An 18,104-nucleotide genomic window follows, 5' to 3' on the forward strand; every position below is an offset into this window, starting at 1 on the left:
GACGAACGGGGATCGAAGACCATGGATCAGGCAAGGTTCGAAGCGGGACTCGCGACGCGCAAGGAGGTCCTGGGCGCCGAGCACGTCGAGCGGTCGCTCGCGAAGGTCACCGACTTCTCGAGGCCCGTGCAGGAGCTGGTCACCGAGTACTGCTGGGGCGAGGTGTGGACGCGCGACGGGCTGGAGCGCAAGACCCGCAGCCTGCTCAACCTGGTGATGCTCACCGCGCTCAACCGGATGCACGAGCTGGGTGTGCACGTGCGGGGCGCGGTGCGCAACGGCTGCACGCAGGCCGAGATCCAGGAGGCGATGCTGCAGACGGCTGTCTACTGTGGAGTCCCGGCGGCGCTGGAGTCGTTCCGCGTCGCGGAGCGGGTGCTGACCGAGCTGCAGGCCGAAGGGATCGAGGTCCCGTGAGCACCCCGCTGGCGCCCGGCGCGGTGCTCGGGTTCGTCGGGCTCGGCAACATGGGCACGCCGATGGTGCGCCGGCTCGTCGAGGCCGGTTACACCGTCCGCGGCTTCGACACCGACCCGGCCACTCGCGAGCGCATCGCGACCCCGGTCGCCGAGCCGGCCGCCGTCGCCGAGGGCGCGGACGCGATCCTGCTGATGCTGCCGAACTCCGACGTCGTGGAGCAGGTGCTCTACAAGGACGGGCTGCTCGAAGCCGCCCGGCCGGGCACGGTGCTCGTCGACATGGGCTCCTCCCGCCCGCACTCGACGCGGACGGTGGCCGAGTGGTCGGCCGGCCGCGGCGTCCCGATGGTCGACGCGCCGGTGTCCGGCGGGGTCGTCGGCGCCGAAGCCGGCACGCTGACCGTGATGGCCGGCGGTGCGGCCGAGGACGTCGCGCGCGTCCGCCCGCCGCTGGAATGCCTGGGCAGCAAGGTTTCCCACGTCGGCGGCGTCGGCGCGGGGCACGCGCTCAAGGCGCTGAACAACCTGATGTCCGCCACGCACCTGCTGGTCAGCTCCGAGGCGCTGCTGGCGGGGCAGGAGTTCGGGCTCGACCCGGCGGTGATGCTGGAGGTCGTCAACGGTTCCAGCGGGCGCAGCGGCTCCACGGAGACGAAGTGGCCGAAGTTCGTCCTGCCCGGCACCTTCGACTCCGGGTTCGGCCTGCGCCTGATGCTCAAGGACATGCGCATCGCGGTCGAGCTGGCCCGGGAGACCGGGTGGCCCTCGGCGCTGGGCGAGTCGGCGGTTCAGCTGTGGGCCAAGGCGGCGCAGGTGCTGCCCGCCGATGCCGACCACACGGAGATCGTGCGGTGGCTGCGGAACGAACACGGGAAGGGATGAGCAGATGACGACGGTCCTGACCAGCAGGCAGGAGGAGCTGAAGGCGGAGTTCCAGCGCGTCCGCGGCACCTGGAGCGACGCGTGGGAGAGCATCCTGCGCCACGACCCGGAGTTCCTGGCCGCCTACCTGAGCTTCTCCGCCGTGCCGTGGCGCAAGAACCACCTGGACGACAAGGTCAAGGAGTTCGTCTACATCGCGGCCGACTCGGCTGCGACGCATATGTACTCCCCCGGCACCCGCCAGCACATCCGGGCCGCGCTCGCGTTCGGCGCGACAAAGCAGGAGATCATGGAGGTCATCGAGCTGACCTCCACCCTCGGCATCCACGCGTCCAACATCGGCGTGCCGCTGCTGCTGGAGGTGCTCGAGGAGGAGGGCATCCGCACGGGGCCGAAGCCGCTGGACGCGAACCAGGAGCGGATCAAGGCGGAGTTCACCGAGAACCGCGGCTACTGGCACTCGTTCTGGGACGGGCTGCTGGAGGTCGACCCCGAACTGTTCGAGGCCTACACGGAGTTCTCCTCCGTGCCGTGGCGGACCGGGGTGCTGGAGCCGAAGGTCAAGGAGCTGATCTACACGGCTTTCGACGCCTCCGCGACGCATCTGTACGTGCCGGGCCTGAAGCTGCACATGCGCAACGCCGTGCGCTACGGCGCGACGCAGGAGGAGATCATGGAGGTGCTGGAGATCGTCAGCGTGATCGGCATCCACGCCGCGACGGTCGCGGTGCCGATCCTGGACGAGGAGCTCGCGCGCGCCGAAGAGGCGAAATGAGCGGGTTCGAGGTCGTCCAGGTCCGCTACGGCGAGCGCGTCACGCGCAAGAGCGCCGTGCTGCACGAGTACTCCTCCTACGGCGAGCCGGACGGCGACCTGCAGATGGACTACAACTTCTGGGTCCTGCGCGGGGCGTCGAAGACCATGCTGCTGGACACCGGCTACGACATCGCCGAGCGCGACTGGCTCGGCGAGCAGCCGGTCATCCCCACCGCAGACGCCCTGGCACTGCTGGGGATCGACCCACTCGAAGTGTCCACAGTGGTCACTTCGCACTTCCACTACGACCACATCGGCCATCTTGGCCTGTTCCGGAACGCGGAGGTCGTCGCGGGGGCGGCGGAGTACGACTACTGGTTCGGCAAATGGGACCGTGGCGAGCTGGCGGGGGAGTTCGCCACGGCCGGGCACCTGGAGGCGGTCCGGCTCGCCGAGCAGGAGGGCAGGCTGCGGCTGGTGCGCGAGGAGACGGAGGTGTGCCCGGGCGTCACGGTCCACCCCGTCGGCGGGCACTCCCCCGGCGAGCTGCTGACCGTGGTCGAGGCCCGGTCGGGGCCGCTGATCCTGGCCGCCGATGCGGCGCACTTCTACGAGCAGATCGAGCACGAGTGGCCGTTCTTCGCGTTCACCGACCTCGGTGAGATGCGGCGGGCGCTGTCGCTGATCAACCGGCTCGCGGCGGAGACCGGCGCGACGGTGATCCCCGGGCACGACGGCCGGGTGCGCGAGAAGTTCCCCGCGGTGGCCGGCCGCGCGGCGGAGATCGCGACGGTGCTCGGCTGATGTTCGTGGCACTGGAGGAGGCCCGGGTCGTCGCGGTGCGCGCGCTGCGCCGGCTCGGGCTGGACGCGACGGAGGCCGACGTCACGGCCGACCACCTGCTCGACTGCGAGCTGCGCGGGCTGCACTACGCCGGTCTCGCACGCATCCTGAGCATCGCCGACCGGCTGGCGAAGACGACAGAGCCGTCGCGGCCGATCGAGGTCGCGCGGGAGACCGGGGTGTCGGCGCTGCTCAACGGCGGCGACAGGCTCGGCTACCTCGTGGGCCGCCGCGCGACTGAGCTGGCGATCGAGAAGGCGGACGCGAACGGGATCGCGCTGGTGGGCGCGCACAACACGTACTACACCGGGATGCTGTCGTACTACGCCGAGATGGCGACGCGGCGGGACCTGGTCGTGCTGATCGCGTCCAACGCGACGCCGTGGGTGGCGCCGCACGGCGGGAACGAGGCACGCTTCGGCACGAACCCGGTGTGCTTCGGCTTTCCCAGCACCGGTTCGCCGATCATCTGGGACATCGGGACGTCGGAGATCATCCACGCGCAGGCCGTGCTCGCGGGGCGGCTCGGGCAGTCACTGCCACCCGGCGTCGCCTACGACGCGGCCGGCGCGCCGACGACCGACCCGGCGGCCGCGCTCGGCGGGGCGTTCACCCCGTGGGGCGGGCACAAGGGCAGCGGGCTGGCGATCGTGGTGCAGCTGCTGGGGGTGCTCGCGGGCTCCCCGATCCTGCCCGGTGAGCTGACGGAGTTCGGGTTCCTGATCATCGCGCTGCGGCCCGACCTCCTGCGATCCACAGAGGACTTCAAACGCGACGTCTCCGGTTACGCGGAGGCGATCCGCGCCACCCGCCCGGTCGCCGCGGACACGCCCGTGCGGATGCCGTTCGACCGCTCGGTCGCGCAGCGGGAGGAGAGCCTGGCGCGCGGCGGGTTCGAGGTGCCTGAGCCGATTTTGGCGGCGGTGCGGGCGCTCTAGCGCTCGCTGTCGGGGTTACCGCGTGCGCGCCGTCAGACGGCCACCGCTGTCGGGTTGTTTCCTGACCCCGCGGCCGCCGGGCACCGGTTGGACGTCCTGCTCGGCCGACGCGGAGACCGTCGACCGCGTCGAGCTATCAGAGCATCCGGACATCTTCCTCTTCGCCATCGCTCACCGCGAGGGCGAACGACGACACATCCCTTGCTACGGCACGACTCGTTCGACAGCTCGCGACCGGCGCGCACTGTCGAGTGGGATTCGCGGGCTTTCTCGTCGTGGGCGCTACTGACCGAGTTCCGCCGCCACCACACGCAGGGCCTCGGCGAGGTGGGCGGCGGGTTCGGGAAGCGGGCCCGGCAACCGCGCCAGGACGACGCGGCGCTTCTCCTGCGGTCCCCCGCGCACGGTCAGAACCTGCACGCCCGCGGGCACCGCCTCGATGAGGGACGCGGGGATGGTCGTCAGCCCGCATCCGGCGGCGACGAGGTTCAGCTTCGCGAGCCAGTCGCGCGCCGTGTGCGCGATCTCGGGCCGCTCGTCGAGCCCCGGCCACACACCCATCAGCTTCTCCTCCCCGGCGGAGGGGGTGGCGACCCACCGTTGACCACGTAGCTCGGCGACGTCCACCGAGTCGCCGCGTGCGAGCGGATGGGTGGCCGGGACCGCGACCCGGAGGCTGCGCTCGGCGAGGGTCCGCAGCTTCAGCGGCGGCGACTCGGTGTCGGGTGGCCGGAACGGCGGCGCCGAGCCGAGGACGGCGAGGTCGAGCGTGCCGGCCCGCAGTGCGCGCACGAGTACGGGCGTGGTGCCCTCCCGCGTGGTGACCTCGATCGCGGGATGCGTGCGCTGCAGCGCGGCGAGCGCCCGGGGCAGCAGGACCGCGCCCGCGCTCATGAACCAGCCCAGCCGTACGGTTCCGGCCTGCGCGGGCAGCCCGGCGAGCTCCCGTTCGGTCGCGTCGATCCGGTCGAGCACGAATCCCGCGTGGCGCAGGACCACCCGCCCGGCCGGGGTCAGCGCGACGCCGTCGTGCCTGCGCTCCAGCAGCTCTGCCCGCGCTGCGCGCTCCAGCCCGGCGACCTGCCGTGACACCGCGCTCTGCGTGTAGCCCAGCGCCGCGGCGGCCGCCGTCAGCGTGCCGCGTTCGGCGACCTCGCGGAACACCCGCAGCGCAACCGTCGGGACATTGGCCAGGTCCATGACTCCTACGCATACCAGGTGTGCGGCTATTTCGGTGGTCGCATGGCCACCGCGTGCCTAGCCTAAAGGTATGACAAATCCCCGCATCGCCCTGGTCACCGGGGCGAACCAAGGCATCGGCTTCGCCTTCGCGGAGGGGCTCGCGGCCCGGCTGGCGCCGTCGGATCTGGTGCTGTTCACCGGCCGCAACCCCCAGCGCGTCGCGGACGCGGTTACCCGCGTGGCCGGCGCGCGCAGCCGCGTCGAAGGCCGGGTCCTCGACGTGACCGACGTCGGAGCCGTCGAGCGGCTGGCCGCTGAGCTGCGCGAGGAGTACGGCGGCGTGGACATCGTGATCTCGAACGCCGTGGGACCGTTGAGCGCCGAGCGCACCCAGGCCGAGCAGGCCGACGAGTTCATCGACGTCGCCAACGGCGGTACCCACGCGGTGCTGCGTTCGTTCGGTCCCGTGCTGCGTCCCAGCGGGCGGCTGATCGTGGTGGCCAGCTCGCTCGGCACGCTCGGCCACCTCGACCCGCGCGTCCAGCCGTTGTTCGACGGGGCGTCCCTGGACGACGTCGAGAAGGTGGTCGAGTCCTGGCGCGCCGCGATTCACGAGGACACCGTCGAGGAGCAGGGCTGGCCGCGGTGGATCAACGTCCCGTCAAAGGTGGCACAGGTGGCGGCGGTCCGCGCGGTCGCCGCGCAACGCCGCGAGCAGGACCTGCGGGACGGCACTCTCGTCGCGTCGGTGTGCCCAGGGCTCGTGGACACCCGTGCGTCGCGGCCGTGGTTCGAGGACTTCAGCCAGGCGCAAACCCCGGCGCAGGCCGCCGGTCCCGTGCTCGACCTGGTGCTCGCTTCGCACGTCGACCCCGCCGCCTACGGCGAACTCGTGCGGTTCGGTGTCGTGTTGCCGTGGCACAGCGGCACTCCTTCGCGCTATGCCGGCGTTACCGCTCGTTGAAAATCCACAATAGACAGACCGTTGCGTTGGCGCAGTGAGCGACCGTCGCGGGCTCGTGCCGCCGGCCACTGCCTCGGGAGTGGCGTTCCGCTCGGTCGAGAACCGGTTGGCGACGACGGTTTCACGGCTGCGCGCCCGGTTGAACCGACGACTCGGCCGTCCCGGTGAAGACGATCTGGTGTCGCATGTGGATATCGAGATCCATGGAGTGTTGCGCCGGGTCGCCCGCACCGGGCCAGCCGCGTCCATCCGCGCCCGGCTGGGCCGTGATCCGCCCGCGCCGGTGCCTGGCAGCACCAACGGCAAGGTCCGGCCGCACGACCGCGACGGGCGCGCGATCGTCTTCCCGGACGGTTGGGCGGTGCACGCGTGGCACGGCACCCCGGTTCCTGCCCGGATGATCGAGTCGCCGACCCCGGAGCGGATCGCGGCCGAACGCAACGTCGAGGTCCGGTGGTGCGCGCTCGAGCGCCTGAGCTGGACGGCGTACGCCGAGCGGGCGAATCTGACCCATGTCGCCGAGTCGGCGGATCCCGGCAACCCCGGGCATGTCCTGCGCCTCTGCGACGGCCCGTTCGGCCAGGTCCTGTCGGCTGTCAACGGTTCCAGCGAGCCCGACGGCACGCACCGGTTGCATGGACTGCGTATCCCGCCGTGGCTCGACGATCCTGTCGACGCCGCTGCGTGGACCTACGGCCTCACCGGCGAGCGCTACGCGCAGCTGTTGCGTCCTACTTGACCCTGCAACTTATCAATGTGATGTCATGAAACTGCGCGAGCTCGAAGACCAGCTGCGGGTCCCGGTCCTGGACGGCCTGCAGGCGCAGGGCGATCTGATCGTCATCCCGCTGGCGCTGGTGCGAACGGTGCGGCCGGACCCGTGGGCGGCGTGGCGGCCGGTACCGCCGGAGGGCGTCGAACTCGTCCGCGGCGAGACGGGCAACACGCACACGCTCGTGGCCGACGCGGGCACCCACCGGTGGACGGCCGGCCTGCACGATCCGCTCGGTCTCACCATCAGGTTGATCGAGAACACCGCTCCGGCATACCTGATCCATCCCGAACACGGGTGCAGCGGCGTCGCGCCCGGGTGCTGGCTGGTTCGGCGGCAGCAGGAGTACCGCGCGTGGCGCAGGCTCGTCACCGACTGATCACTGCCGCGCGGGTTCGAGGGGCTCGGGTTCCGGTACGGGGGCCACGATCGCGGTGTTGACCGTGCCGGTGAGCCGTTCGTAGGGCGCGCGGTGGTCGTCGCCGAGGAGGACGGCCAGCGGGGTCCAGACCAGCACGACGAACACCGACACGAGCAGGCCGGCCGGGATCAGCAGTTGCTGCGGGTGGGCGGCGATGTCCCAGTGGTCGAGGTTCAGCAGCAGCCACAGCAGCCACAACGGGGAGAGCAGGATGCCGTTCCGGATCAGCAGTGACACGGGTCCGGCGCGGCGTCCGCTCGTGCGGCGGACGCGCAGGAGCATCGCGCGCTTGCCGAGGGTGGAGCCGGTGAGGGTGGGCACGAGGACGAACCAGACGAGCCCGAGGACGAGGATCAGTGTGCCGCGGTGGTCGAGGTTCTCGCCGAACAGGGTGAGCAGCCCGAAGACGAAGGCGAGCAGGACGGTGTACGCGACCAGGTCGGTGATCAACGCGAGCAGACGCCGGGGGACGGTGACCTTGGCGGCATAGCGGCGGCGGTCGCGTTCCGGGTCGAGTTCGGGCAGGAGCTTCGCGAGCGGCCCGGCGAGCAGCCAGCCCGCGGCGGCGCCGACGGTGTTGAGGATCATGTCGTCGACGCTGAAGAGCCGGTACGGGCAGGGGTAGACGAACCACAGGCCGGTGAGCTGCGTGAGCTCGAAGAACAGCGAGACGCCGAAGCCGATCAGCACGGTGGGCAGGAAGCGGAGGCGCTGGGCGTAGCGGAGGAACACGCCGAGCGGCAGGAGCATGACGATGTTGAGGGAAGTGGTCCAGACCGCCGGGTTGTGCATGATCGCGACGGGGCTCCAGTGCCCGTGGGCACGCTGCGCGACGACTTCGAGGAAGTAGAAGGGGCGCAGCTGGGGGCTGCTGGCGTAGCTGGGTTCGGTGCAGTACGCGCTGTTGCTGGGCAGCGGGATGACCGTCTGCATGGCGATCGCGAGCAGGTAGAAGACGAACGTGTAGAAGACCATGGTGGTCCGGCCGCCCGCCCGCCCGCGGCGGCGGTAGCTCACCACCGCGGCGGGGATCATGATCACGAGCGCGACGAGGGGGAACAGCATGAGCGCCGTCGTGAGCGGGAGGAGGTAGGTGGCTGCCACGGTCCGGTGTACCCCGGCGACGGCGGGGATACGCACGGTCGCGGTGAGTTTCCGCCGCGGCGGTCGTGTTTTGTTCTGGCTGAGGGGCGGCGGCGGGGCGGTCGGCGTCGCGGCGGCGGCGGGGCGGCGGGGGGCAGCGGCGGCGGGGCGGCGGGATGGGGTGGGGGTCACCCGGCCTGGCGGGGCGGCGGTAGCGGCCGCGGCGGGGGCAGCGGCGGCAGGGGCGGCGGGCGTCGCGGCGGCTACCGCCGCTCGGCGGGGCGGCTGGGGTTCAGGTGGTGGGGCCACGGGAGCTGGGCGGGGCGGTGGGATGGGGTGGGGTGGGGGTCACCCGGCCTGGCGGGGCTGGGCGGTGGCGACGGAGCGGCCGCGGCAGGGAGGTGGGGGCAGTGGCGGCCGCGGTGGCGGCAGGGCGGGCACGGCGGCGGGGCGGCGGTAGTGGCCGCGGCAGGGCGGCGGTAGCGGCGGGGCGCGGGAGCGGCCGCGGCTGGGCGGGGGCAGCGGCGGCGGCGAGGTGGCCCGGAGCGGTGGCGGGTTTCGGTAGCCACCGGGCCGCGGCGGGGCGGGGCGGTGGCGCGGGAGCAGTGGCCGGGCCCCGGTAGCCGCGAAGTGGCTGGGGGCGGTAGCGGCTGGCGCAGTTTCGCAGGCCGGGCAGCCGCCGACCGCACGCGAGATCGCGCCCGTCCCCTCCTGGGCGAGACCGCGCCCCCTCCTGGGCGAGACCGGGCCCACCCTTCGCGTGCGGCCGCGCCCGCCCCAACGGAGGGTGGGGCATCCGAGCCCGCCCCTCGGCGCGGGGCCGAGCCCGCCCCGAAGGCGGGGCCAGGCACCAGCCCGCCCCCGATACAAGACGTGGCACCCGGACCCGGACCCACCCTCAACTCACCTAACCCACCACCTCGCCGGCTTGGATGATGTGGCGGAGGTGCTTCCGGTCGGCCAGGACGCCGATCTCCGACAGTGGGTCACCGTCGACCACGAGCAGGTCTGCGTGCGCACCGGGCCGGAGGGTGCCTATCTCGCCGGTCATGCCGACCAGTTCCGCGGCCACGCTGGTCGCCGAGCGGAGGATCTCCAGTGACGACTGGACCTCCGCCCGCAGCCGGAGCTCGTGGCTCTGGTGCCGGTGCATCCCGCCGAGTAGATCGGTGCCGTAGACCAGTTTCACCCCACCCCGCGCGGTCCGCTCCAGCGCCGCCATCCCGGCCCCGAGCACCTCGTCCACCTTCCGCCAGTTCGACTCCGGCAGCCCGAACTCCCGCCCCTCCTGCTTCAGCGCCCAGTACGTCACCAGCGTCGGCACCAGGAACGCGTCGTGCTCCAGGAACAGCTCGACACTCCGGTCGTCCAGCAGGTTCCCGTGCTCGATGGACCGGATTCCCAGCTCCAGCGCCCTGTTCACGGCCCGCGCGGTGTATGCGTGCGCGGCGACGTACCGGTTCGCCGCCGCCGCTTCCTCGACCACCGCCCGCAGCTCCTCCGCCGAGTACTGCGTCGAGTCGATGCGGTCGGTCGGGGACGCCACCCCGCCGGAGGCCATGACCTTGATGTGGTGTGCGCCCTTGCGCAGCTCGTCGCGCGCCGCGGCGCGCACCGCGTCCACGCCGTCCGCGATGCGGCCCAGGCCCGCGCAGCACTGGTGCTCGTCGTGCAGGTGGGTGCCCCTGTTCCGGCTGTCGCCGTGCCCGCCGGTCTGGCTCAGCGCGCGCCCGCAGAACAACAGCCGCGGTCCGCGGAACAGGCCCTCGGCCTGCGCGTCGGCGAGACCGTAGTCCGCGCCCGACGCGTCCCGCACCGTGGTGAACCCGCGGTCGAGCATCTCCCCCATGATCCGCATGCTGTGCGCGGCCACATAGGACGGCGACGACGACGGCAGCGAGCCCAGGTCCGCCGTCGAGGCCGTGACGTGCACGTGCGCGTCGATCAACCCTGGCAGCACCACCGCGCCCCGCAGGTCCTCCGTGCGCACGCCGTCCGCCGACAGGCCGGACCCGGTCTCGGCGATCCGGCCGTCCGCGCACCGCAGGTCGCCCTCGGTGTACTCGCCGGTCTCCGGGTCGAGCAGCAACGCGTTGCGCAACAACAGGTTCACAGCTCACTCGCCAGCGCGCGCAGGGCCGGTGCGGCCAGCGGCGCGAGCTTCACCGCGGCTGCCACCGACGCCTCGTCGTACCTGCCCTCGGCGTCGAGGATGTTCAGCGCTCCCAACGTCTCCCCTTCGTCGACGACCGGCACGTTGATCACCGCGCCACAGCCGAGGGAGTCGATCAGCTCGTGGTCGGCGAACACCTCCCGCACGGCCGCGCGGTCGGGCCCGAGGTACGGCTCCTGTTTCACCACGCACCGCTCCAGCCAGCCGGACGAGATTTCGACGCTCTTCTCACCACCCACGGGGTACTGCTCGGGATGGCTGCTGTACACGCGACGCATCGCGCGCCGCTGCGGCACCCAGGCGAGTACCGTGAACAGCCGCACCCCGATCGCCGCCCGTACCTGATCCTCCAATGTGGACAGTTCCGTCATTTCGTCATCTCCTCCGTGACCGCGACGGGTGCGCCGCGTTCGGTCAGTTCCTCCAGCGAGCGGCCCGCGGTGGACAACCCGAAGACCACCACGCACAGCACCCCGAGCACCAGCACGGCCGTGGTCAGGCCGAACACCCCGCCGAACCCGAGGCTCGCCGCGGACACGCCGATGATCGTCGGCGCCAGGATGCTGCCCACCCGGCCGAACGCGCTCGACAGGCCGGTGCCGGTCGCGCGGATCCAGGTCGGGAACACCTCGGGCGTGTAGGAGTACACCCCGGCGTAGGTGCCGTTGAGGAAGAACGACAGCACCGCGCCGGCCAGCGTGATCGACCACGGCGCGCTCATCTGGCTCAGCCAGAACGCGCTGACCGCCGAGCCCGCGAGGTACAGCGCGATCGTGTGCTTGCGGTCGAGCCGCTCCGACAGCCACGCGGCCGAGAAGTACCCGGGCACCTGAGCCAGGTAGATGATGATCGAGAACTCGAAGCTCTTGGTGACCGTGATGCCGCGCTCGACCAGCAGCGTCGGGATCCACGAGAAGAAGCCGTAGTAGGAGAACGTGATCACGAACCACACGGCCCAGATCACCGCCGTGCGGCGCGCCATCGCGGGGCTCCACAGGAACTTCAGCGCGTTCAGCAGGTTGACCTTCGGCGTCTCGGTCATCGGCCGGGTGGCCTCCGGCGGCACCGGCGGCAGAGGCGCCCCGGTCGCCTTCTCGACGTCGCGCTCGAGCTTGGCCACCACCAGTTCGGCCTCTTCCGCCCGGCCCTTCGCCAGCAGGAAACGCGGCGACTCGGGCAGCGAACGCCGCCACCACAGCAACAGCACGATCGGCACCGCCGTGACCAGCTGCGCGACCCGCCAGCCTTCGGGGAAGGCCGACACGACGAACCGGCCGACGACGGCGGCCGCGACGAAGCCGAACGAGAAGAACCCGGCCAGCGCGCCGACGAACCAGCCCCGCCGCTTCGCCGGCACGAACTCCGACAGGAACGGCGCGATGATCGCGCTCTCCGCGCCCGCGCCCGCACCCGCGAGCACCCGCGAGCCGAGGAAGATCTCGTAGTTCGGCGAGAAGGCCGCGACCACCGAGAACACGGCGTAGAAGGCGAGCGCGTACATCATGACCTTCTTGCGGCCGATGCGGTCGCCGAGCAGGCCGGCCACGACCGCGCCGAACAGGAAGCCGAACGGGGTGGCCGAGGCGATGAGGCCGAGCTCGCCGTCGCTCAGCCGCCAGGCCGTTTTGGCGCTGGGCAACAGGAACGCCACGACGGCGGAGTCCATGCCGTCGAAGGTGTAGCCGAGGCCGCCGATGAGCAGCAGCAGGTAGTGCGGCCGGCTCAGCGGAAGCCGGTCGAGTCGTGCCAGCAGCATCATGACAACGCCTTCCGTGGACAGTCGGGGCGACGAGGAAGTGCTGACAACGTATCCTGCAGTTCAAGACTTCTGCAACAGCTTTTGCATGCTTGTAACAGACGGCCGTGGGATAGCGTGGGCACCGCTGGAAGGGGGTGCGCGGGTGGCGGACACGAGGGGCCTCGACGGTTTCGAGGAATGGCTGCGCGAGCGGCTGCCCGAACGCGGCCTGCGGCCGAAGTCGGCGGCCGTGCTCGAACTGCTGCTCAGCCAGCCCCGGCGCGCCTCGTTCGGCTCGACCGGCGAGCTCGCCCGCCTCGCGGGGGTCAACGTCGCCACGGTGACGAGGACGGCGCAGGCGCTCGGCTTCGCGGGCTGGCCCGCGCTGCAACAGGAGTTGCGAGCGCGCTACCTCTCATCGCTGAGCGCGCCCCAGGTCGCCGAGGAGCACCACGGCGTCGGCTCGCCGGCGGCGGCTTCGCTCCGGCGCGACCTCGACAGCCTCGCACTGGTGCACCGGCGGTTCGTCGAACACGAGATCAACGAGGTGGCACAAGCGATCGCGCGCGCCCGCCGCACCATCGTGATCGCCGACGGCAGCTACGCGGCGGTGGGCATCGCCTTCGCGCACAACGCCCGGCTCACCGGGTACGACGTGCACGCGATCACCGCGGGCGACGCCGAGCTGGCCAACGCCACGGCGAAGACCACCGACGAGGACGTCCTGGTGGCCATCAGCTTCTGGCGGCTGTACGAGAGCACGGTCCTCGCGGCGAACGAGGCGCACGAGCGGGGCGCGCGCGTCTTCGCGATCACCGACGCCGCCAGCCCGGCGCTGGCAGGCGCGGCGGAGCGGGTGCTGATGGTGCCGGCGGAAGGGGTGACCTTCTTCCCGTCGCTGACCGCGGGCATGGCTCTGGTCCAGGCGATCGTCGCCCAGCTGGCGGCCGTCGACCCCGCGCGCACCAGCAGGTCGATCGAGGCCGCGGAGGCGATGTGGTCGCGGTTCGACCTCCTGCACCGCCGCCCGACGAAGACGCCGGGCGGCGAGTGACAGGCGGTCGCGTCAAACCGCGGCTTCGGCCGCCTCGGGCTGGTCGGTCAGCTCGAACTCCGGCGGTGCCTTGCGGAAACCGCGGGTGAGGACGGCGAGGTACACCACGCCGAGCGCCAGCCAGCCGAGCCCGAGGTACCGGGCGATCGAGCTGAGCTGGGTCAGCAGGTACACGTCCACCGCCGCGCCGGCCAACGGCACCAGGACGTGCCCGAACACCGACGGCCGGCCGCCGGTGCGCCGCTGCCGGACGAAGTACGCGATCACGCACAGGTTCACCAGCATGAAGCCGAGGAAGGCGCCGAAGTTGATGAACGACGTCGCGGTCTCCACGGACAGGTTCAGCGCCAGCAGGGCGGCCGCGCCGATCAGCAGCAGGTTCGGCACCGGCGTGCGCAGCTTGCGGTGCAGGTGCCCGAAGAACCGGCGCGGCAGCACGCCGTCGCGGCCCATCACGTAGAGCAGGCGGCTCGTGCTGGCCTGGATCGTCAGCCCGGAGGCGAACCCGCCGATGAGCGTGACGATGTTGATGACGTCGGCGAACGCCTTGCCGCCCACCAGCGTCGACATCGCGTACCCCGCCGAGGACGGGTCGTCGAACCGGGCGCCGGGGTGCACCCACTGCATGACGAACGAAATGCCCACGAAGAGCACGCCACCGGCAAGCACGGTCAGCACGATCGCGCGGGGGATGGTCCGCCGCGGGTTGCGGGTCTCCTCGCTCAGCGTGCTCACCGCGTCGAAGCCGAGGAACGAGTACGCCGCGATGGCCGCGCCCGCCGAGATCGCCGAGAACCCGGACGCGGGACTGAAGAACGCCTGCCCGGCGGAGGCGTGCGAGCTGGTCGCGAGGTAGTGCACGCAGAACGCGACCAGCACCACGAGCCCGGCGATCGTCAGCGCCATGAGCGTGCGGTTGACCCGGTCGGCGACCACGAGGCCGAGGATGTTGATCCCGGTGGTGAGCACGATGTTGACGACCAGCCACGCCCAGACCGGCACCGCCGGGAACTGCGCGTTGAGGTACACCGACTGGATCAGCCAGGCGACCATCGGCAGGAAGAAGTAGTCGAGCAGGATCGCCCAGCCCGCGAGGAACCCGACGCGCGGGTCGAGCATCTTGCGCGCGTAGGTGTAGACCGAGCCGGACACCGGGAAGATCCGCGCCATCTTGCCGTAGCTCAGCGCGGTCAGCAGCATCGCGATGGTCGCGAGCAGATAGCCGCTGGGGGCGGCGCCGTGCGTGGCGACGGCGATGACGCCGAACGTCGACACCACGATCGCCGGCGCCATGTAGGACAGGCCGAAGACGACCACCCCCGGCAGGGTGAGCCGGGCGGTGAGGCGAGTGTCCTCAGTGGACATCAGATGCTCCTGTCGTCGGGGACCAGCGCGCCGGGTCGAGCTCCCCGGCGTACAGGGGTAGCGGGAGCGGCGGCTCCCCGGGCTCGAACTGGTTCCACATCCGGTTGAGCCCGGCGGTGCCGAAGCGGCGCACGTTGGCCACCTCGTCCAGGTCGGGCACGTCGGTGAGCACGGTCGTCTCCACGCCGGCGGCCTCGACCCGCACCCGGCCCTCGGGGTCGACGAGCAGGCTGCGGCCGAGCCCGTGCGGGGCGGCGGCGTTGAGACTGGCGACGAACACCTGGTTGACGATCGCGTTCGCGCGGGCGAGCACGAGCTCCTGCGTCCGGTCGGCGGTGGGCGTCTGCACGAGGTTCAGCACCAGTTCCGCGCCCATCCACGCCAGATGGCGGGTGGTCTCGGGGAACCACGCGTCGTAGCAGATGGACAGCCCGACGCGCCCGATGCCGTCGACGTCGAACACGACGAACTCGTTGCCCGAAGCGGTCTTCTCGTAGGGACGCCACGGGAAGATCTTGCGGTAGGACGCCACCCGCCGCCCTTCCGGCGAGTACGCGACGGCGGTGTTGTAGATCCTGCCGTCGTCGCCGCGCTCATAGACGCTGCCCGGCACGAGCCAGAGCCCCAGGTCGCCGGCGAGCTCCGCGAGGGCCTTGTCCCGCGGGCCGTCCAGCGGCTCGGCGGCGTCGAGCCGGGCGCACAGGTGCAGCTCGGGATGCACCACCAGGCGGACCTGCGGGCGCTCCGCCGCGAGCCGCCGCAGGTCGTCGGCGAACTCGTCGAAGGTCCGGGTCGGCGCCTGGACCAGTGCCAGCGGAAGAGGTCTGCTCATGGAATACCTCGAAAGGGAGGGAGCGGAAAGTTAAACGAAATTTAGATAACTAACTGGGACCTGTCAACACCCGGTCCGCCATCGGCATGCGACGATTCGGACATGCCGCGTCCGCGAAACCAGACAGCCCGCCGCGCCCAGCTCATCGCCGCCGCCGCACAGGCGGTGCTCGAGCACGGCGCGGCGCAGGCGCGGCTGCGCGACATCGCCGAGCAGGCCGGGCTCACCCCCGCGTCCGTGCTGTACTACTACCCCGACGTGCACGAGTTGTTCACCGCTGTACTCGCCCAGGGCACCGCCACCTACGGCGAGCGCCGCGAGCAGGACATCGGCCGGTTCACCAGCGCGCGCGAGCGCTTGCGGGCCTGCATCCGCTCAGGCGTCCCGCGCCCCGGCGAAACGGAGGACACCAGCCGTCTGCTGTACGAGCTGGCGCCCGTCGTGCTGCGGAACAAGGCCGCGGCCGAGGACAACAAGCGCTTCATCGACCGGCAGACCGAGCTCTACCGCCAGGTCCTCGAGGACGGCGCGCGCTCGGGCGAGTTCCAGCTCGCGGCGCCGGCGGACGTGCTGGCACGGAGCTTCGTGGCGCTGGAGGACGGCTATGGCATGCACGTCCTGGTCGGTGACATCACCGCCGACGAGGTCGAGGAGCGCCTCCTGCTCCACGCGCGGCTGGCACTCGGCGTCGACCTGACGGGGTAAATCTGGATTACGTGCAGATTTCATGCATTATTACCCCTTGACGTGACGTAATCCTGCATCAACAATGGATCTTGTGCAGAACGACGTCAAAGGCCGAGAGCTGGACCGGCGGATCGCCGGCGCACTCCAGCTCAACGGTCGGGCGAGCTGGGGTGCGATCGCCAAGCACGCCTGCACCAGCGAGTCCACGGTGCTGCGTCGTGTCGCGCAGCTGACCGAGTCCGGGCAGCTGCGCGTGATCGGTGTGCTGGACGTGCTGCGCTGCGGCCTGGGCGTGCCGGTGCTCGTCCGCGCCCGCTGCGCGCCGAGCACCGCGAACGAGGTGGCCGCAGCGCTGGCCGCCCGCCCCGACACCCGGTACGTCAGCGTCCTGGCGGGCAGCGCGGACTGCGTGGCCGAGGTCGTGCTGCCCTCCTACGAGGACGTCGCCGGCCTGCGGCTGGACACCCTGCCCGGGGCCGGTGCGCTGCGCGAGACCGAGACGTTCGCGGTGATGCGGACCTTCATCTCCAACCACGACTGGAACTCCGGCGAGCTCGACGACGCCGCCGCGCGCGAGCTGCGAGGCGGCGACGCCCGGCCCTTCGAGGAGCAGCACTGGGAGAGCCCGCCGGAGAAGCTGGACGAGCTGGACCTGGCGATCAGCGCCGCGCTCGGCGAGGACGGCCGGATGTCGTTCAAGGACCTCTCGCGGCAGGTCGGCAGCAGCGAGTCCACCGTCGCCCGCCGGATCGACTCCCTGGTGCGGCGCGGCTGCCTGCGCTTCCGCACCCTCGCCGAGCCCGCCCTGTTCGGCTACGCGCTGGAGTTCATGCTCTGGCTGTCGGTGCTCCCGTCCGAACTGGACAGGGCGGGCCAGCAGCTGGCGGCGCATCCGGCCACCAAGTACCTCTCGGCCACCACCGGCCGGTTCAACCTTGCCGGGCAGATCGTGCTGCGGCACTACGGCGAGCTCTACCGCCACACCACCGACGTCGTCGGTGCGCTGCCCGGGCTGCAGGCCGCCGACATCACCCTGCAGGTGGCCACCCTCAAACGTGCCTGGGTCTCCACCCCGGCCACATCCCGACCCGCTTTGGAGGACGTGTGAGCGAGCAACAACCCTGGCAGTGGGACGAGCCGACCTGGCGTGGCCACGTCGAGCACGTGCGCGCCGGCCGCGCACTGCGGCCCGCCTCGTGGCCCGGCGGCGCGAAGGTAGCCGTCGCGCTGTCGTTCGACTCCGACCACGAGACTCCCGCGCTGCGGGACGGCGAGGTCCTGCCGGGCAAGCTCGCGCAGGGCGAGTACGGCGCGCGCGTCGGGGTACCGCGCATCCTTCGCCTGCTCGAGCGCTTCTCCGCCCCCGCCTCGTTCTTCATGCCTGCCGTGTCGGCGCTGTTGCACGACGGCGAGGTCAAGTCCTATGTGGACGCCGGACACGAGGTCGCGCTGCACGGCTGGATCCACGAGCGCAACACGCAGCTGAGCCCGGCCGACGAGCGCGACCTCGCCTTCCGCGCCGCGGACACGCTGGAGCGGCTCGCCGGCACGCGCCCCGTCGGCATCCGCACGCCGTCGTGGGACTTCTCCGCGCAGACACTGGAGATCACGCGTGAGCTCGGGCTGCGGTACGACTCGTCGCTGATGGCCGACGACGACTGCTACGAGCTGCTGTCCGGCGGCGAGCCGACCGGCGTGGTGGAGCTGCCCGTGGAGTGGATCCGCGACGACGCGCCGTACTTCATGATGGACCGGTTCGCCTCGCTCCGGCCCTACACCCCGCCGCGCGGTGTGCTGTCGATCTGGCGCGACGAGTTCGACGCCGCGTACGCGGACGGCGGGATCTTCCAGCTCACCATGCACCCGCACATCATCGGGCACCGTTCGCGCATCGCGGTGCTCACCGAACTGCTCGAGCACATCGCCGGGCACGACGGGGTGTGGTTCGCCACCCACGCCCAGATCGTCGACCACGTCCTCGCCGACCAGGAGTAG

Annotated in this window: 19 protein-coding genes; 12 read left to right on the forward strand and 7 right to left on the reverse strand. The window is 71.5% G+C overall.

The features are described from left to right. The first annotated feature begins 21 nt into the window (after nt 1-21). The 5 genes from pcaC to LWP59_RS27815 are packed head-to-tail and all read left to right on the forward strand — an operon-like array spanning nt 22 to nt 3,838. Nucleotides 22-417 carry a 4-carboxymuconolactone decarboxylase gene (gene pcaC, locus LWP59_RS27795; RefSeq protein ID WP_144644478.1) on the forward strand — a complete coding sequence of 132 codons (396 nt, stop codon included), beginning with the start codon at nt 22-24 and terminating at the stop codon, nt 415-417. Beyond that, the gene (locus LWP59_RS27800; RefSeq protein ID WP_222425725.1) at nt 414-1,301 is read left to right on the forward strand and encodes an NAD(P)-dependent oxidoreductase; all 888 of its coding nucleotides are present in this window, start codon (nt 414-416) and stop codon (nt 1,299-1,301) included. The genes pcaC and LWP59_RS27800 overlap by 4 nt, the downstream gene beginning before the upstream one ends. Before the next feature lie 4 nt (nt 1,302-1,305). After that, nucleotides 1,306-2,076, forward strand: a complete 771-nt coding sequence (locus LWP59_RS27805; protein WP_144644475.1) for a carboxymuconolactone decarboxylase family protein — start codon at nt 1,306-1,308, stop codon at nt 2,074-2,076. Beyond that, on the forward strand, nt 2,073-2,861 hold the full coding sequence (locus LWP59_RS27810; RefSeq protein ID WP_144644471.1) for an N-acyl homoserine lactonase family protein: 789 nt from the start codon (nt 2,073-2,075) through the stop codon (nt 2,859-2,861). Before LWP59_RS27805 ends, LWP59_RS27810 begins: the two co-directional genes overlap by 4 nt. After that, nucleotides 2,861-3,838, forward strand: coding sequence for an Ldh family oxidoreductase (locus tag LWP59_RS27815; RefSeq protein ID WP_144644468.1), 978 nt, complete (start codon nt 2,861-2,863; stop codon nt 3,836-3,838). The genes LWP59_RS27810 and LWP59_RS27815 overlap by 1 nt, the downstream gene beginning before the upstream one ends. A 282-nt stretch (nt 3,839-4,120) precedes the next feature. On the opposite strand, the gene LWP59_RS27820 is transcribed toward LWP59_RS27815, so the two are convergent. Continuing rightward, nucleotides 4,121-5,038 carry a LysR family transcriptional regulator gene (locus LWP59_RS27820; RefSeq protein ID WP_144644465.1) on the reverse strand — a complete coding sequence of 306 codons (918 nt, stop codon included), beginning with the start codon at nt 5,036-5,038 and terminating at the stop codon, nt 4,121-4,123. A gap of 70 nt (nt 5,039-5,108) precedes the next feature. Between LWP59_RS27820 and LWP59_RS27825 the strand changes: the two genes are divergently transcribed. From LWP59_RS27825 to LWP59_RS27835, 3 genes are read left to right on the forward strand one after another with little or no spacing between them, the layout of a single operon-like run. After that, a complete protein-coding gene (locus LWP59_RS27825) occupies nt 5,109-5,984 on the forward strand; it encodes an SDR family NAD(P)-dependent oxidoreductase (protein WP_144644462.1) in 876 nt (291 codons plus the stop codon). A 34-nt stretch (nt 5,985-6,018) separates the two neighbouring features. Next, nucleotides 6,019-6,723 (forward strand): DUF6745 domain-containing protein, encoded by a 705-nt coding sequence (locus tag LWP59_RS27830; protein ID WP_144644459.1) that lies wholly within the window; start codon nt 6,019-6,021, stop codon nt 6,721-6,723. Between the two features lie 25 nt (nt 6,724-6,748). Beyond that, nucleotides 6,749-7,135, forward strand: a complete 387-nt coding sequence (locus LWP59_RS27835) for a hypothetical protein (protein WP_144644456.1) — start codon at nt 6,749-6,751, stop codon at nt 7,133-7,135. Here LWP59_RS27835 and LWP59_RS27840 read toward each other — a convergent pair whose 3' ends face one another. From LWP59_RS27840 to LWP59_RS27855, 4 genes are all read right to left on the reverse strand, one after another. Further along, complete coding sequence (locus LWP59_RS27840; protein WP_229857622.1) at nt 7,136-8,317, reverse strand: VanZ family protein; 1,182 nt, start codon at nt 8,315-8,317, stop codon at nt 7,136-7,138. Nucleotides 8,318-9,167: 850 nt separating this feature from the next. Next, nucleotides 9,168-10,373, reverse strand: a complete 1,206-nt coding sequence (locus LWP59_RS27845; protein WP_144642991.1) for a metal-dependent hydrolase family protein — start codon at nt 10,371-10,373, stop codon at nt 9,168-9,170. Next, nucleotides 10,370-10,804, reverse strand: a complete 435-nt coding sequence (locus tag LWP59_RS27850; RefSeq protein ID WP_144642990.1) for a GAF domain-containing protein — start codon at nt 10,802-10,804, stop codon at nt 10,370-10,372. The genes LWP59_RS27845 and LWP59_RS27850 overlap by 4 nt, the downstream gene beginning before the upstream one ends. Continuing rightward, complete coding sequence (locus LWP59_RS27855; RefSeq protein WP_144642989.1) at nt 10,801-12,192, reverse strand: MFS transporter; 1,392 nt, start codon at nt 12,190-12,192, stop codon at nt 10,801-10,803. The genes LWP59_RS27850 and LWP59_RS27855 overlap by 4 nt, the downstream gene beginning before the upstream one ends. A 142-nt stretch (nt 12,193-12,334) precedes the next feature. Between LWP59_RS27855 and LWP59_RS27860 the strand changes: the two genes are divergently transcribed. Continuing rightward, nucleotides 12,335-13,225, forward strand: coding sequence for a MurR/RpiR family transcriptional regulator (locus LWP59_RS27860; protein ID WP_229857621.1), 891 nt, complete (start codon nt 12,335-12,337; stop codon nt 13,223-13,225). A 12-nt stretch (nt 13,226-13,237) separates the two neighbouring features. Here the strand turns inward: LWP59_RS27860 and LWP59_RS27865 are convergent, their stop codons facing one another. After that, the gene (locus LWP59_RS27865) at nt 13,238-14,590 is read right to left on the reverse strand and encodes an APC family permease (RefSeq protein ID WP_144642987.1); all 1,353 of its coding nucleotides are present in this window, start codon (nt 14,588-14,590) and stop codon (nt 13,238-13,240) included. Continuing rightward, nucleotides 14,580-15,422: a carbon-nitrogen hydrolase family protein gene (locus LWP59_RS27870; RefSeq protein WP_144642986.1), complete on the reverse strand. Its 843-nt coding sequence runs from the start codon at nt 15,420-15,422 to the stop codon at nt 14,580-14,582. The genes LWP59_RS27865 and LWP59_RS27870 overlap by 11 nt, the downstream gene beginning before the upstream one ends. Nucleotides 15,423-15,524: 102 nt before the next feature. Between LWP59_RS27870 and LWP59_RS27875 the strand changes: the two genes are divergently transcribed. The 3 genes from LWP59_RS27875 to LWP59_RS27885 all read left to right on the forward strand — a co-directional run bounded on the left by LWP59_RS27875 (nt 15,525) and on the right by LWP59_RS27885 (nt 18,104). After that, a complete protein-coding gene (locus LWP59_RS27875) occupies nt 15,525-16,127 on the forward strand; it encodes a TetR/AcrR family transcriptional regulator (RefSeq protein WP_144642985.1) in 603 nt (200 codons plus the stop codon). Between the two features lie 64 nt (nt 16,128-16,191). Continuing rightward, on the forward strand, nt 16,192-17,217 hold the full coding sequence (locus tag LWP59_RS27880) for an Lrp/AsnC family transcriptional regulator (protein WP_229857620.1): 1,026 nt from the start codon (nt 16,192-16,194) through the stop codon (nt 17,215-17,217). Next, nucleotides 17,214-18,104 (forward strand): polysaccharide deacetylase family protein, encoded by an 891-nt coding sequence (locus LWP59_RS27885; protein ID WP_144642984.1) that lies wholly within the window; start codon nt 17,214-17,216, stop codon nt 18,102-18,104. Before LWP59_RS27880 ends, LWP59_RS27885 begins: the two co-directional genes overlap by 4 nt.

It is taken from the genome of Amycolatopsis acidiphila (genome assembly GCF_021391495.1).
GTDB classification, from domain to species: Bacteria; Actinomycetota; Actinomycetes; order Mycobacteriales; family Pseudonocardiaceae; genus Amycolatopsis_E; species Amycolatopsis_E acidiphila.

Excerpts from the sequence above, each read along its gene's own strand:
- LWP59_RS27810 (WP_144644471.1), top strand. The coding sequence starts at position 2,073 with ATGAGCGGGTTCGAGGTCGTCCAGGTCCGCTACGGCGAGCGCGTCACG.
- LWP59_RS27835 (WP_144644456.1), top strand. The coding sequence starts at position 6,749 with ATGAAACTGCGCGAGCTCGAAGACCAGCTGCGGGTCCCGGTCCTGGAC.
- LWP59_RS27820 (WP_144644465.1), bottom strand. The coding sequence starts at position 5,038 with ATGGACCTGGCCAATGTCCCGACGGTTGCGCTGCGGGTGTTCCGCGAG.
- LWP59_RS27855 (WP_144642989.1), bottom strand. The coding sequence starts at position 12,192 with ATGATGCTGCTGGCACGACTCGACCGGCTTCCGCTGAGCCGGCCGCAC.
- LWP59_RS27865 (WP_144642987.1), bottom strand. The coding sequence starts at position 14,590 with ATGTCCACTGAGGACACTCGCCTCACCGCCCGGCTCACCCTGCCGGGG.
- LWP59_RS27870 (WP_144642986.1), bottom strand. The coding sequence starts at position 15,422 with ATGAGCAGACCTCTTCCGCTGGCACTGGTCCAGGCGCCGACCCGGACC.
- LWP59_RS27875 (WP_144642985.1), top strand. The coding sequence starts at position 15,525 with ATGCCGCGTCCGCGAAACCAGACAGCCCGCCGCGCCCAGCTCATCGCC.
- LWP59_RS27805 (WP_144644475.1), top strand. The coding sequence starts at position 1,306 with ATGACGACGGTCCTGACCAGCAGGCAGGAGGAGCTGAAGGCGGAGTTC.
- LWP59_RS27825 (WP_144644462.1), top strand. The coding sequence starts at position 5,109 with ATGACAAATCCCCGCATCGCCCTGGTCACCGGGGCGAACCAAGGCATC.
- pcaC (WP_144644478.1), top strand. The coding sequence starts at position 22 with ATGGATCAGGCAAGGTTCGAAGCGGGACTCGCGACGCGCAAGGAGGTC.
- LWP59_RS27815 (WP_144644468.1), top strand. The coding sequence starts at position 2,861 with ATGTTCGTGGCACTGGAGGAGGCCCGGGTCGTCGCGGTGCGCGCGCTG.
- LWP59_RS27850 (WP_144642990.1), bottom strand. The coding sequence starts at position 10,804 with ATGACGGAACTGTCCACATTGGAGGATCAGGTACGGGCGGCGATCGGG.
- LWP59_RS27880 (WP_229857620.1), top strand. The coding sequence starts at position 16,192 with ATGGATCTTGTGCAGAACGACGTCAAAGGCCGAGAGCTGGACCGGCGG.